This is a genomic window from Colwellia sp. SU-HH01217, assembly GCF_057543495.1.
In genome coordinates this window covers 482,470-496,481 of sequence record NZ_BAAJLX010000001.1, presented here as the reverse complement: position 1 = coordinate 496,481, position 14,012 = coordinate 482,470, and the positions used below count along the sequence as shown (strand labels likewise).

12 protein-coding genes are annotated in these 14,012 nt (G+C 37.8%); 7 read left to right on the top strand and 5 right to left on the bottom strand.

All coding sequences use genetic code 11. The features are described 5' to 3' along the window. Positions 1 to 15: 15 nt before the first annotated feature. A complete protein-coding gene (locus AC27G3_RS02155; RefSeq protein WP_487118343.1) occupies positions 16 to 1,659 on the bottom strand; it encodes an FMN-binding glutamate synthase family protein in 1,644 nt (547 codons plus the stop codon). Positions 1,660 to 1,821: 162 nt separating this feature from the next. Between AC27G3_RS02155 and AC27G3_RS02150 the strand changes: the two genes are divergently transcribed. From AC27G3_RS02150 to AC27G3_RS02140, 3 genes are all read left to right on the top strand, one after another. Next, a complete protein-coding gene (locus tag AC27G3_RS02150) occupies positions 1,822 to 2,127 on the top strand; it encodes a hypothetical protein (RefSeq protein WP_487118341.1) in 306 nt (101 codons plus the stop codon). A gap of 70 nt (positions 2,128 to 2,197) precedes the next feature. Next, positions 2,198 to 4,603: a TonB-dependent receptor gene (locus AC27G3_RS02145; protein ID WP_487118339.1), complete on the top strand. Its 2,406-nt coding sequence runs from the start codon at positions 2,198 to 2,200 to the stop codon at positions 4,601 to 4,603. A gap of 348 nt (positions 4,604 to 4,951) precedes the next feature. Next, positions 4,952 to 5,347, top strand: a complete 396-nt coding sequence (locus tag AC27G3_RS02140; protein ID WP_487118337.1) for a hypothetical protein — start codon at positions 4,952 to 4,954, stop codon at positions 5,345 to 5,347. A 100-nt stretch (positions 5,348 to 5,447) separates the two neighbouring features. On the opposite strand, the gene hemL is transcribed toward AC27G3_RS02140, so the two are convergent. Both hemL and AC27G3_RS02130 read right to left on the bottom strand, forming a co-directional pair. Beyond that, the gene (gene hemL, locus AC27G3_RS02135) at positions 5,448 to 6,743 is read right to left on the bottom strand and encodes a glutamate-1-semialdehyde 2,1-aminomutase (RefSeq protein ID WP_487118680.1); all 1,296 of its coding nucleotides are present in this window, start codon (positions 6,741 to 6,743) and stop codon (positions 5,448 to 5,450) included. A gap of 77 nt (positions 6,744 to 6,820) precedes the next feature. After that, positions 6,821 to 7,828, bottom strand: coding sequence for an aspartate carbamoyltransferase (locus AC27G3_RS02130; protein ID WP_487118335.1), 1,008 nt, complete (start codon positions 7,826 to 7,828; stop codon positions 6,821 to 6,823). Between the two features lie 207 nt (positions 7,829 to 8,035). Here AC27G3_RS02130 and AC27G3_RS02125 point away from each other — a divergent pair, with 207 nt between their 5' ends. Beyond that, positions 8,036 to 8,908, top strand: a complete 873-nt coding sequence (locus tag AC27G3_RS02125; RefSeq protein WP_487118333.1) for a hypothetical protein — start codon at positions 8,036 to 8,038, stop codon at positions 8,906 to 8,908. Between the two features lie 14 nt (positions 8,909 to 8,922). Here the strand turns inward: AC27G3_RS02125 and hemJ are convergent, their stop codons facing one another. Then, positions 8,923 to 9,354 carry a protoporphyrinogen oxidase HemJ gene (hemJ, locus tag AC27G3_RS02120; protein WP_487118331.1) on the bottom strand — a complete coding sequence of 144 codons (432 nt, stop codon included), beginning with the start codon at positions 9,352 to 9,354 and terminating at the stop codon, positions 8,923 to 8,925. Further along, positions 9,351 to 11,030 carry a chloride channel protein gene (locus AC27G3_RS02115; RefSeq protein WP_487118329.1) on the bottom strand — a complete coding sequence of 560 codons (1,680 nt, stop codon included), beginning with the start codon at positions 11,028 to 11,030 and terminating at the stop codon, positions 9,351 to 9,353. Before AC27G3_RS02115 ends, hemJ begins: the two co-directional genes overlap by 4 nt. 94 nt (positions 11,031 to 11,124) lie before the next feature. Here AC27G3_RS02115 and AC27G3_RS02110 point away from each other — a divergent pair, with 94 nt between their 5' ends. The 3 genes from AC27G3_RS02110 to AC27G3_RS02100 all read left to right on the top strand — a co-directional run bounded on the left by AC27G3_RS02110 (position 11,125) and on the right by AC27G3_RS02100 (position 13,914). Beyond that, a complete protein-coding gene (locus tag AC27G3_RS02110) occupies positions 11,125 to 11,934 on the top strand; it encodes a DUF6776 family protein (RefSeq protein WP_487118327.1) in 810 nt (269 codons plus the stop codon). Between the two features lie 58 nt (positions 11,935 to 11,992). Continuing rightward, entirely contained in the window at positions 11,993 to 12,334 is a 342-nt protein-coding gene (gene erpA / locus AC27G3_RS02105) for an iron-sulfur cluster insertion protein ErpA (protein ID WP_487118325.1), read from the top strand. A 137-nt stretch (positions 12,335 to 12,471) separates the two neighbouring features. Continuing rightward, on the top strand, positions 12,472 to 13,914 hold the full coding sequence (locus AC27G3_RS02100) for a M20/M25/M40 family metallo-hydrolase (RefSeq protein WP_487118323.1): 1,443 nt from the start codon (positions 12,472 to 12,474) through the stop codon (positions 13,912 to 13,914). Positions 13,915 to 14,012 lie beyond the last annotated feature (98 nt).

Below are 14,012 nucleotides of genomic sequence, written 5' to 3'. Positions count from 1 at the left end.
TGAGTTTGGCTAACATTATTGTTCGTGTTGAAATTCAGGCGAAGATAACACAAAGATGTCATCAACATAGAATTGGTCAGCGCTAGCACTTTGCCACCAATGTTGCCAAGCACTATCAGTAGTATCGTTATTAATGAGCGCATTTGTGGTAAGTGGCGCAATTAAGCTGCCGATAGACATTTGAGAGCCATAAGGTGAGCGACGCTTGAGCATTTGTGGTGTTAACTGACTCGGATCATCCAGTCCCATACTTCCTACTAACTCGAAAAAACTTTTTAAGGTATTTCGATGGAAGTTTTTCACTCGTTCACTTTTTACATCGACATCAATCGCTTTTGAGCGCGCAGGATCTTGAGTCGCGATACCTGTAGGGCAAAGGTTAGTATTACAATGACGAGACTGGATACAACCAATAGCTAACATCATAGTGCGAGCGGCATTAACGATATCTGCGCCAATCGCAATTTTAGATAATAATTCAAAGCCAGTTGCTGTTTTTCCTGAGGCGATTATTGTTATTTTATCGCGTAAACCCACTCCTTTAAGGGCATTATTAACAAAATACACACCTTCTAAACAAATCATGCCAAGGCGATTGGAGAATTCGACAGGTGCTGCCCCCGTACCTCCTTCTGCACCGTCAACAGTAATAAAGTCTGGCGTAATGCCTGTTTCTAACATGGCTTTACAAATACTTAGAAACTCCGCTGGATTACCAATACATAATTTAAAACCAACAGGTTTACCCCCACTTAACTCCCGAAGTTGTTGAATAAAATGCAATAATTCTTTTGGGGTAGTGCACTCTGGATTAACAGCAGGGGAGACGCAGTCTTTATCCATTGAAATATGGCGAATTTGAGCTACTTCTAAAGTGATTTTGGCCTTGGGTAATACGCCGCCATGTCCGGGTTTAGCTCCCTGGCTAAGTTTTACTTCAATCATTTTTACTTGCGGTAACTTGGCCGTTTTCTCAAAAGAGTCTGGTTTAAATCGGCCATTTTCATCCCGACAACCAAATAATCCCGTGCCTATTTGCCAAACGATATCACCATTATGTTTTAAATGATAAGGGCTTGCTCCACCTTCACCTGTATTGTGATAACAACCGGCTTTTTGGGCGCCAAAATTTAATGCTTCAATCGCATTACTGCTTAACGAGCCAAAACTCATTGCAGAAATATTAAGGTAAGATGCGTTATAAGGTTGGCTACAAGCAGGTCCACCAATTGTGACATATTTAGCTTCATCACTGATGTTTTTAGGTGTAAGGGAGTGCCATAAACTTAAATAGTTTTCTTCAATAAGATCTTGTTGTGTACCAAAAGCGATGGTATCGCGAATATTTTTTGCTCGTTGATACACTAAAGTTCTTTGTTCGCGATTAAAAGGCCGCTCTTCGGTATCGTTAGCGATAAAGTACTGCTGAATTTCAACACGAAAAGATTCCAATAAATAACGTAAGTAGGCTACAACAGGATATAATTTATTCAAGCTGCGAGAGCTAAAGTGCAGATCGTAAAAGCCGATTAAGGTATACAATAAAGTGATAATTAATAGTGTTAGCGCAAAAACACTGCTTGTTTGTTGGTAGAAATATATTGAAGCAATATTACCGATACTGGCGACTAACCAGTAAAATTTTTGCATTATTGTCATAAAAATACCTGAGTTAACGTTTTTATTGATTATGGCTTGTAAATTATCTTAAGTCTTTACTTTAACCCGATTATTTATCTTTGTTTTTGAATAAATTTATTGCCATAGTTGGTGTGCCTCTATTTTATATTTGTGATAAAGTAACATTTGTTATACTATCACATGCTTATGATGTTACCTGTGCATATCTTTCCTAAGAAAATAATAAAAATTAGCGCTTTTGTGCTAATGGCTTATTTGTGCGCGTTTATTACACATGCTCAACACTATGACTTAACAATAAGTTTAAGTGAAACCCAACAATGTCAGTTGTGCCAAAATACAATTGATACACCACCTGACTCCCCTTTAGCGGCTCAAAAAACGCTTATTGCTTATGCTAAGTTGGTCACGCCATGCGCTAAACCTATACTTGTTGCATTAAATTATCAGCGCCCCTATTTAAGAGCGCCGCCTGTTATTCACTAACCTTAATTTAGCAGTATTAAGGTATACATTTTTATACCTTTAAATAAAATTAATAAAAGTTGGATATTTCATGCGAAAAAATAAAATTGCGTCTACCAGTTCGTGGTCGTTAATTGTGCTTAGTGCACTTTTTAGTCAGCAAGCACTTGCTCAAAAAATTTCAGGTAGTATTGTTAGCGATAAAGGTGAAGCGCTTGCCAATGTCAAAATTACAAACTCTGTCAATCAGCAAACAATTTTTAGTGATGCCCAAGGCCATTTTAGTTTAGATGGCTTGAATGAAGGTGTTATAGAATTACATGTCAGTGAAAAAGACTATGGTCATTCTAATACAATATTAACCGTTAAATCTGAAGATATAGACGGGGTTGTTATCGAACTTATCCCGACAGTAATTGAAATTATTGATGTTTATGCAACGCCGTTACACTCTTCTTCTATTGAATCTTCATTGCCCGTTAATGTACTTTCTAATGAAGAGCTAAAACTTAAACAAGCTTCAACCTTAGGTGAAACGCTAAAAAATGAAGTCGGTGTTCATTCTACCTACTATGGACCTGTTGCAAGTAGTCCAATCATTCGAGGCCTAGATGGTCCAAGAGTGTTGGTTACACAAAATGGATTAGATGCGGGCGATGCGTCTCGTGTTGGGCCTGATCACGTGGCTTCTGCAGAAACATCTACCGCAACTCAAATTGAAGTACTAAGAGGCCCTTCAACATTGTTTTATGGTAGTGGTGCTATTGGCGGTGTGGTAAATGTTGTCGACAACCGTATTCCAACATCAACAGATACTACGTTCGATTGGCAGTTACAGCACAATACCGTAGCTGATGAAAATCAAGCATCATTGAGCTTGCAAACAGGTAAAGATGATATTGCTTTTCACTTTGATAGCTTTTGGCGAGATGCTAGTGATTATAAAATTGCTGGTGAAGCTGAATTAGAACACGACGATCATGACGAACACGACGAACATGAAGGTGAGCATACAGGTATATTAGAAAATAGTGCATCAAAATCAAAAGGCTTTACTGTTGGTAGTAGTTACTTATTTGATAATGGTTTTGCAGGTATCTCTTATGGTTATATGACGCGTCAATACGGTGTGCCAGGTCATACTCATCATGACGAACATGACGAACATGACGAACATGACGAACATGACGAACATGATGAACATGACGAGCATGAAGGTCACGAAGAAGGTGTTTCGGCTGATATGGAGCAGCACCGTATTCAGTTTTTAAGTGAGTTAAACTTTGCTGATCAATTTATAAATCGCTTACAAACAAAACTAGGTTATACCAATTATCAACACCAAGAAATTGAAGAAGGTGTGGTAGGTACGCAATTTAATAATGATAGTTTTGAAGCACGAATAGACCTTTACCATCAAGAAGTGGCAGGTTTTAACGGTGCATGGACTTTACATTATAAATATTCAGATTTTGAAGCCATTGGTGATGAAGCCTTTACGCCGCCGTCTAAAACCAAAACTTTAGCGCTAGCTTGGTTAGAAGAAAAACACTTAACAGACGATTTATTATTACAATTAGGTGCACGTTTTGAACATGTAGCGATTGATGCTAAAAGTGATGTGCAAGTTCATAATCATCATGACGGACATGACCATCTTGAAGGCAGCTTAGACGAACAACGCTTTAATCCATTTAGTAGCTCTGTAGGGTTTGTTTGGGACTTTACAGAAGGTTATAATTTAGGGCTTTCAGTAGCTTATTCACAACGCGCTCCATCAGCAGCAGAATTGTTTTCTTTTGGTCCTCACATCGGTACTAATACTTTTGAAGTAGGTGCGCTGTACGAGATTGAGTCTCATGGTGACGATATTGAAATTGTTATAGGGGATCAAGATCCTACCTTAGAAACTGCAATGAATGTTGATTTAACGTTAAGAAAGTTTGTTGGCGATTTCGGTTTTGTGCTTAGTGGCTTTTATAACCAGGTTGATGACTTTTATTATCAGCAAGATACTGGTTTAACGGCAGAGCATGGTGAATTACCTATATTGGTATTTCGTCAAGACGATGTTGAAATGTATGGTTTTGAAGGTGAGTTAATTTATCAAGTATTTGAACCATTAAAAGCAACATTATTTGCTGATGTTACTCATGCTAAATTATCTAATGGTGATTACTTACCAAGAATTCCACCAATGAGAGTTGGTTTTATTGCCAACTATCAAGCCGATAGTTTTTCAGGTGAAGTGAGTGTAAGCCGTTATTTTGAGCAAGATGAAATTGGCGAGTTAGAAACTACTACCGAAGGTTATACTATGGTTGATGCCAATGTTAATTATTACTTAAGTGATTTGGGCATTGATAATGATTTGGTATTGTTCTTAAAAGGACAAAATCTGACGAATGAAAATGCAAGAGTTCACTCATCATTCTTGAAAAATGTTGCACCATTGCCAGGAAGAGGCGTTACCTTTGGTATTAGAGGAAGTTTTTAATTCACACTATATTGAGTAACCCTAACTCACTCGGTATCGCGCTTAGCAATATCGTGTGAGCATTCCTATTAACCTGAGCTCGGTTTAAGAGATAGTTAACAGTTTGAAAAATAGATAAATAATTATTTTTACTCCACTCTAGCTTGATAGTTTTTCTTAATTCAAGGCAAATTTCGCGTCAATAGCTGGCCTATTGCAAGAAATTTAACGAAGAAGTAAGGAAAAATAGCTGCTAGAGAAATATTTGTTAAGCCGAGCTCAGGTTTATTATTAAGCGCAATCGAATATTTTCATCTATACTCAATTTCCTGTCGTAAATTTGACACAGTGAAGAGTGTTGGAGGTTAGATGAAATACCGTTTAAGTTTTGCCGATCTAAACCTTCTTACCCATGATATTATCGAAGTAATTATTGATGATGGTGTTGTTTTATCGCTTGAGATGATGGAAGAGTATGAGCAATTTCTAGTTGAGCACTTCAAACATGACTTTGCCATTTTAGTCAATCGCGTCCACTGTTACAGTTATAGTTATGAAGTACAGTTATCTATAGCGTCAATCGAGCAAGTTAAGGCGATTGCTATTGTCAATTACAGTGAACAAAGCAAGCTTTCTAGCGCGCAACTTATAAAGGTTCGTTCAATAGATAATTGGAATTTAAAAGAGTTCTCAGGTGTAGAAATGGGCTGGCAACAAGCGTTTAATTGGTTACAACAAGAATTAGTTACATTGAAAGTAATTTAATAATTAAACCGAGAACAGGTTAAGTATCTTTATACATAAATAAAAAAAGCCAATATTATCAGTATTATATTGGCTTTTTTGTTTGTTGCTATTTCTTTATTTATAGCTGAGCAAAGCACTTATCAGCAGCGACTAAGGTTTTCTCAATAACTTCATCAGTGTGAGCCAAAGATAAGAAACCTGCTTCAAAAGAAGACGGGGCAAGGTAAATTCCTTCGGCAAGCATAAGGTTAAAGAAGCGAGCAAACTTATCACTGTCACATGCTGTTGCTTGTTCAAAAGTGGTAATGGTATCAGATGGGTTGAACCCTTTAGGTGTAAAAAAGAAACCAAACATAGCACCTACATAATTTATGCTTAATGATACACCGTTACGCTCTGCAGCAGCTTGTAAACCCATTGCGAGCTTCTCTGTTGCATTCGACAATTGTTGGTGCTTATCGCCTTGGGAAAGCTCAGACAGTGCGGCTAAACCTGCTGCCATAGCTAATGGATTACCTGACAATGTACCCGCTTGATAAACAGGGCCAATAGGTGCGATATAATCCATAATTTCTTTTTTGCCACCAAAGGCGCCAACAGGCATACCACCACCAATAATTTTACCTAAAGTGGTCAGGTCTGGCGTAATATTATAATGTGCTTGAGCGCCACCGAGTGCGACACGAAAACCAGTCATAACTTCATCAAAAATCAGTACGCTTTGGTAATCATTACAAACACTGCGTAACCCTTCGAGAAAGCCTTCAACAGGAGGGATACAGTTCATGTTACCGGCAACAGGCTCAACAATAATACAAGCAATTTGGTCACCAAATTGAGCAAAAATTTCTTTTACTTGCTCAAGGTTATTATAACTTACTGTTAAAGTGTGCTGAGCAATATCAGCAGGTATACCAGGAGAGCTAGGTACACCAAGCGTTAACGCACCAGAGCCCGCTTTTACTAATAACGAGTCAGCGTGTCCGTGGTAACAACCTTCAAATTTTAATATTTTATCACGGCCAGTATAACCACGCGCCAAGCGGATAGCACTCATGGTGGCTTCAGTACCAGAGCTTACCATACGTAAAGATTCCATCGACGGCACTAATTCGCGAACTTTTTCAGCCATAGTAATTTCTATTTCAGTTGGCGCACCAAAACTTAAACCACTTTGTGCCGTTTTAATAACGGCATCTAATATAGCTGGGTGATTGTGCCCTAAAATCATTGGGCCCCAAGAACCGACATAATCAATGTAAGCATTGTCATCGGCATCATAGATGTAAGCACCTTCAGCGCGTTTGATAAAACAAGGGCTGCCGCCGACACTATTAAAAGCACGAACGGGGGAGTTTACGCCACCAGGTATAACATTTTTAGCGTGGTCAAATAACTGTTGAGAATTGTTCATCATAGTAAAGTCACTTCTTATCTACTGAGTGCAAAAATTTATTTTCTGCACTGAAAATATTCATTTAATTATGGGGTTTACTTATTGGTAAACCAAGGTACTGGCTTTTCGTATTGGCTAAGTTTATCTTCTACATTTAATGTTAATGCAAACAATGCCATGCGCACTAGTACTCCATTTTGAGCTTGTCTGAAGATGGCAAGGTTTTCTAAATCGTTTAAGTCGGTATCAAGCTCATTAGCTTCTGGGCGGGAGTCTCTAGGTAAAGGGTGCATAATTACGGTATGCTCTTTACAAAACTGTTGATAAATACTTTTATTTAAACTGAAATGTCCGCGGTAAAGATCGGCTTCTCCAGGGCTGGCAAAACGTTCTTGTTGAATACGGGTTTGGTATATAACATCGCAAGAAAGATTGCCGGCAATTTCTTCGGTAATAATAACTTCATGGCCTGCATTCGTTAATACACTGACAACACTATCAGGCATTTGAAGGGCGTTGGGCGAAACTAAAGTGATTTTTATATTATTATATAAACTTAACAGTTTTGATAATGAATGCACGGTACGCCCGTGTTTTAAATCGCCCATCAATACAATATTTAAGCCATCTAGTCCTTTACCAAAGCGTTTCATTTCTGATTCTATGGTAAATAAATCAAGTAAGGCTTGAGTAGGGTGTTCATTCGCGCCATCGCCACCATTAATAACTGGCACTGTGCTGCCTTTGGCAAATTCTGCTACCGAATGCATGGTTGGATGTCGCATGGCAATAACATCGGAGTAGCCACTGATTACTTGCGCGGTATCAAATAATGACTCACCTTTACTTAATGATGAGTTTTCTGCACCGACAGTTTCTCGAACAAAACCGCCAAGTAAGTTAAATGCCGCACCAAAACTGACACGGGTTCTTGTGCTTGGTTCAAAAAATAAGTTGTTTAATACAGCCCCCTCAAGCACATGACAACGTTTTTTTCGTTCTGCGTAAGGAGCCATAAGCGCTGACACTTGTAAAATTCGAGAAATAGCATCACGATCAAATTGAGAAACCGAGAGAATATGGCTACCTTGGAAAGTCATCATAAAAGATTACCTACTCATTTAGTACTAAGGGTAAATTTGCCGCAAAAATATAGCACAAAATGAAGAGTTTTAGTATGAGAAATCTTAATTGAAAGAAAAACTTTGCCGTAAAAACCCATCTGATATGACTTTAGCCATTACGGATATCATCGACTATACTAATTGTCTCATTTATTCATCTATTGTTTACTTTGGAGTGCTTTATTAATGGCCAAGTACTGGCAGTGTTTAATAGCTTTCTTCTTTTTATCTTATAGCACTATAGCCTCTTCTGTAGATGTTGTTCGATATGTAAATTCTGAAAAAAATCCTGATGTAAAACAAAGTTATTTTGTCGATTTATTATCGCTGTCGTTAGAGGCGAGTCGTGATAAATACGGAGACTACTTGCTAAAAGGCATTGCTATTGAAATGGCGCAGGCACGTACTTCAATAATGTTAGCCAATAATGAGCTTATTGATGTCACCTGGCGAATGACTTCTAAAGAGATAGAGCAGAAATTAAATGCGATATATTTTCCTATCTTAAAAGGCTTAATGGGTCATCGAATTTTTATTATTCGAGCCGGCGAGCAGGAGCGTTTTAAGTCAGATATTACGTTGTCCGCATTAAAAAAAATATCAGTAGGACAGGGGCTTAATTGGCCTGATACGAGTATTTTAGCGGCTAATAATTTTCGAGTTACCTCTGGTTACGATATGACTTTATTAGAAATGTTAGAAAAAAAACGATTTGATGCTTTTCCAAGAGCCTTACATGAGGCTGAAGTTGAAATAGTAGAAAAGTCGGCTTTGATTGTTGAAGAAAATCTAATGTTAAGATACCCCGCTCCTGTATACTTTTTTGTTAGTAAAAGTAATAAGCGCCTACATGCACGCTTATTGTACGGCTTAGAAAAGTTATTAATTTCAGGGCAGTTTAATCAGTTCTTTTTATCGCATAAAATAACCTCAGGTATTCTAGAGAAGTCCCATGCAAGACAACGAACTACTTTTGATTTAACCAATCCTTTGTTATCAGAACAATCTAAAGCTTTATTACGTGATAAGCGTTTATGGATCGACCTTACCGCTAAATAAATTATTAATATAGCTTACAAAGGTTTTACATAAGCTAAAATAATAACCGCAAATAAAATTAATACAGGTATCTCATTAAATATTCGATAAAACTTACCCGTGCGCGTGTTTTTATCTTGCTGAAAATCTTTGACTACTTTAAAACAATAGCCATGATATATAAGTAAAAAAATGACTAAAGTTAATTTGATATGCAACCATTTTGCAGCAACAAACCACTGTGAGCCATAACAATAAATAAGCGCACAGCCTAAAATTACAGTAAATATGGCAAAGGGTGTAACAAAATAGAGTAAGCGTTTTTCCATGCCTTTTAATTGCTTGCTAACCTCAAGAGACGTTGTTTCGGCATGATTAACAAATAACCGAGGCAAATAAAAAATACCTGCAAACCATGCAACCATAAAAATCACATGAAAAGCTTTAAGCCAGAGTATTGTGGTCATAACATTAGTTTTCCTTCCACTAAGTAAAGTCTAATTTGTTCAAAAGTGATAAAACCCATAATATCATTAGGCGTTTTATCAAATATGTATATCCCACCACAACGTTGTTTTACTAGAGCTTGATAAGCTTGATCTAAGGTAGCTTGGCTCTCCATTGCGATAAGGTTGTATTGAATTACTTTATTACTGTTTTTGTCTAATTCAGGCAAATAAAATTCAATGCCTTCATCTGTCTGCTTTTTAATTATCGTAGGGCGAAGTGATTCATTATCAACATTTTGAGTATGGTCAGAGGTTTGATGCTCTCCCATGACTTTTAAGTTGAACTTATCTTGAATAATGCCCAAAACTCCAACCTTCTGAAGTGATCTTTCCAACGGTGGTTTTCGATAAGCCAACTGCTGAATGTCTAGCTGCATCGTTACCACAGAGCGGTTATGTAGTAATTGACCCGAAATCAAGCTAGAGGTCGTAATAATAATCATTGCTGGAACAATAGTTTCAATTTGATTAGATAGCTCCATAACAGTAAGTAGTGCGGTAAGTGGGGCGTTTAATGTAGCCGCTAAGAAACCTGCCATGCCCATAAGTGCATAATCACTGGCCATATAATTACCCGGAATTATGCCCGTAGAAATACTTGAAATACATACTCCTGCAATTGCACCAATACTCAGTATAGGTCCAATTATACCGCCAGGTATTCCTAAGCCTAATGCGAATATCGTCATTAAAAACTTAGCAATTAACAATGCGACTAATAAATTTAACTCGACACTATTTGTTAATGAAAAGTCTAAACTTGCCAAACCTCCGCCCATCGCATAAGGGGAAAGATAGCCTAAGAAACCCGTAATAAAGGCAGCAATGAGTAAGCGAGTCGTAATGTGTAATTTCGTTGAATGTTTAATTACAGCGATTAAATATCGGTTAAATAGAAAAGCTAAAGCACCTAATACGATACCGAGCAATATTAACGAAGGGTAATGCTCGATACCTAAGCTAATTTCTTGTAGAAATTCGTATTCGTGAGAACGACCAAAAATACTACTTGTAATTAAAGAGCCAACAATTGCAGCGAGCATAACAGGAATGAAAATATGCACCTTGTAATCTCTTAGTATCACTTCCATGACAAATATTACTGCTGCTAAAGGAGTATTAAAGGTTGCTGCAATACCCGCAGCTATACCACAGGCGCATAATGTTCTTATGCTGTTATAAGGAAGTCTTAATAAACTACCTAGGTAGCTACTACATGCAGCGCCTAAATGGACGGCAGGCCCTTCTTTTCCGACAGAAAACCCCGCGCACAGTGAAACAACACTCCCCCAAAATTGATTAAGCGTATTGCGTAACGGTATAACACCATGGTCTTCTTTAAGCTTATTTAATACAAAAGGTATGCCCGTTCTAAGATATTTATAGCCGGTAAACCAAGCGAATAATAAAATGATTAAAGCGCCAATTAAGGGCAATTCGAAACGACTTAATGCATCTAAACTGCTATAGTTGTCGCGTTCTGAAAGATAGAGTTGTTGTATTGCTCTAATGCTAAAAAGAAAACAAACAATTAATAATGCTGAAACACTGCCGCCAATTATCGCTAAAAAGCATAATTGCCATGAGGTTTTAGGTAGCGCTAAGCGCTTTCTTAATGAAACTAATGACGCCATTGGTTGTCACATGTAGTAAATAAGCATTTTAAAAAATGACATTATAGCCGAGCTGTTTGGATATAAATACTTTGGATTTAATAATACTTAACAAATGAATTGGTTAGCAAAAATAAACTTTAATACCGTTATCGAACGCTTTGGCCCTTATCGTTCTGCACTTTTACTTTTTTTGATAGTCAGCGTATGTCTCTATAGCGGTTATCGCCTAGGTAATTATTACCATGGTTATCAAGTAAAAACCTTGAGTGAGCAAAAACAAAGACTTGATTTATTATACTTGCAGCAAAGTGAGCAAACTCGTCGAATTAACACCCTAGAAGTAGAGCTAGAGGTTGAGCGATTAGCCAATCAACAATCTCAAGCAACATTAAAAGAAAGGGAAGCTGCTCATTATGAAGTGAAAAAAGAATTAGCGTTTTATGAAAAAGTGATGGCCCCAGAAAAACAAGCTGATGGTTTAGCGATTGATAATGTCGTTTTTGTCGCAACAGAAAGCCCTGAACATTACCGTTTTCAAGTGGTTTTAGTGCAACAAAAGCTAAGAAGAAGGTACGCCAAAGGCTATGTTGAATTGACATTTGTCGGTAGTTTAAATAATGCACCCAGTAAAATTAAATTAACAGAGATCACCGCATTAACGAAAAAAGATTTAGCGTTCAGTTTTCAGTATTTTCAATTAATTGATGGTGAATTCACTCTGCCAAAAGGGTTTGTGGTTGAACACGTACAAGTTTCGGCTATTTTGCCTAAAAATAAATGGCAAAAATTTCTCCAATTGGATAAAGATTATCCATGGCTAATTGAAGCTGCACAAGAAGAACTGCCTGAAATACCAGTGAGCGATACGAATATCATCTCAATTGATGATCAAGTGAAAGAAACTAAGGTAATACTTGATTAAATTAGTCAAGTTTAAGATAATTCAATTTTCAAATAATGTTTGTTGTAAGAAGAACTCAATGTCTAACCCAGAATTACCTATTCAATTTACTGATGCAGCGGCAAGTAAAGTGTTGTCTCTTATCACTGAAGAAGAAAATCCAGCATTGAAATTGCGCGTCTATGTTACCGGCGGTGGTTGCTCTGGTTTTCAGTATGGCTTTACTTTTGATGAAAAAGTGAACGAAGGTGATATGACAATCGTGAAACAAGGCGTGACTATGGTAGTCGATCCCATGAGTTTACAATACCTCGTTGGCGGAGAAGTTGATTACACTGAAGGGCTAGAAGGTAGTCGTTTCTTAGTAACTAACCCTAATGCAACGGCGACCTGTGGCTGTGGCTCTTCATTTTCAATGTAACAGCATAAAATTTTACTACACATCTTAAAAAATCGACGCTTTGTCGATTTTTTGCTTTTAAGCGCTTATCGCCTACTTGTAGATACAATGCATCTTAGGTTAACTTAGCAGCAATATTAACGTAAAAAGAGATATTTATGCATAAAAACGCTCTACAACCTTTTACAAAATTAATCGCATTTTTGCCTTTGTTTTTTGTCAGTGTGAACTACGCTCATGACGGCAGTGTTGATAACACTAATTCGCCTAAAGCGCTGAATGTTCAAGAGGTTAAACAATTAAATAGTTTAAAGCAAACGGCTTTATCCTCTACACTTTCTTATGATCTCGTTGAGTCTTTAACGACACAAGTTGGTCCTCGAATGATGGGCACTCCTGGGGATAAGTTATCTGTAGAGTGGGCTGTTAACAAAATGAATGCTTTAGGGTTCGATAAAGTTTGGACCGAAGAAGTTTCTGGGCCTCAATGGGTCAGAGGTGAAGCGCAAGCCCGTATTGTCGCCCCTTATCCGCACAATGTGGTAGCACTTGCTTTAGGTGGCAGTGTTGGCACCAGCGATAAAGGTATTACAGCTGATGTTGCTCATTTTAAAACCCTAGCAGATTTACAAGCCGCGAAAAAAGGCAGCTTAAAAGGGAAAATTGCTTTTGTTTCATATCGTATGGATAGACACATAGATGGAAACGGTTACGGTAAAGCTGTTGGTACGCGCGTAACTGGTGCAAATATCGCGGCGGAAAAAGGCGCAGTAGCACTTATTATGCGCTCTGTTGGCACTGACAATAACAGAACGGCTCACACAGGAGTGATGCGTTATAAAGAAGGTGGGACAAAAATTCCAGCAGCTGCCTTATCAAACCCAGATGCAGACTTATTAGTGAATCAACTTAATCGAGGCAAACCTGTTAGCTTTTATTTAAAAATGACCTCGCGTATGAATAATAAAGCGACTGTCAAATCTGCCAACGTAATCGGTGAAATTACGGGTAGCGAGCTTCCTAAGGAAATTGTTGCAATAGGTGCCCATTTAGATAGTTGGGATGTTGGCACTGGTGCAATAGATGATGGCATGGGGGTTGGTATGGTAATGGCGGCGGCACATCATATTTCATTATTAGATAAACGCCCAAAACGTACTATTCGCGTTATTTTATTTGCTGCAGAAGAAGTTGGACTTCTTGGTGCTAAACAATATATGGTCGATCACAAAGATGAAATGAAACATCATGTTTTAGGAGCTGAATGGGACTTTGGTTTAGGTCGTATTTATGAAATGAAAACCGGTGTTGGCGCACAGGCGTTAAATGCCGTGAGAGAGTTGGCTCAACATCTAGCACCTTTAGGGGTTTCGTTAGCGCCGATGAACAATGCTCGCGCTCAATCTGATATGAGTTTATTAAGTGATGCAGGAATGCCAAGTATTAACTTCTCACCTGATGGCAGTCGTTATTTTGATTATCATCACACTGAAAATGATACGTTGGATAAAGTAAATGCAGAAGATTTAAAACAAAATACTGCGGTATATACCATGTTTGCCTTTTTTGCAGCACAAGCAGCGGTTGACTTTAGGCACTAAAACCATTTTTATTAAGTTATTGTTCACTTGTACTGGGTAATATATTCCATAGCGGCGTTGCTCTGAGGTATATTTCCTGTGTACAACGTGATCATAAA

Coding starts and splice junctions, on each gene's coding strand:
- AC27G3_RS02155 (WP_487118343.1), bottom strand. CDS start 1,659: ATGACAATAATGCAAAAATTTTACTGGTTAGTCGCCAGTATCGGTAAT.
- AC27G3_RS02130 (WP_487118335.1), bottom strand. CDS start 7,828: ATGATGACTTTCCAAGGTAGCCATATTCTCTCGGTTTCTCAATTTGAT.
- AC27G3_RS02100 (WP_487118323.1), top strand. CDS start 12,472: ATGCATAAAAACGCTCTACAACCTTTTACAAAATTAATCGCATTTTTG.
- AC27G3_RS02115 (WP_487118329.1), bottom strand. CDS start 11,030: ATGGCGTCATTAGTTTCATTAAGAAAGCGCTTAGCGCTACCTAAAACC.
- AC27G3_RS02110 (WP_487118327.1), top strand. CDS start 11,125: ATGAATTGGTTAGCAAAAATAAACTTTAATACCGTTATCGAACGCTTT.
- AC27G3_RS02125 (WP_487118333.1), top strand. CDS start 8,036: ATGGCCAAGTACTGGCAGTGTTTAATAGCTTTCTTCTTTTTATCTTAT.
- erpA (WP_487118325.1), top strand. CDS start 11,993: ATGTCTAACCCAGAATTACCTATTCAATTTACTGATGCAGCGGCAAGT.
- AC27G3_RS02140 (WP_487118337.1), top strand. CDS start 4,952: ATGAAATACCGTTTAAGTTTTGCCGATCTAAACCTTCTTACCCATGAT.
- AC27G3_RS02145 (WP_487118339.1), top strand. CDS start 2,198: ATGCGAAAAAATAAAATTGCGTCTACCAGTTCGTGGTCGTTAATTGTG.
- hemJ (WP_487118331.1), bottom strand. CDS start 9,354: ATGACCACAATACTCTGGCTTAAAGCTTTTCATGTGATTTTTATGGTT.
- AC27G3_RS02150 (WP_487118341.1), top strand. CDS start 1,822: ATGCTTATGATGTTACCTGTGCATATCTTTCCTAAGAAAATAATAAAA.
- hemL (WP_487118680.1), bottom strand. CDS start 6,743: ATGAACAATTCTCAACAGTTATTTGACCACGCTAAAAATGTTATACCT.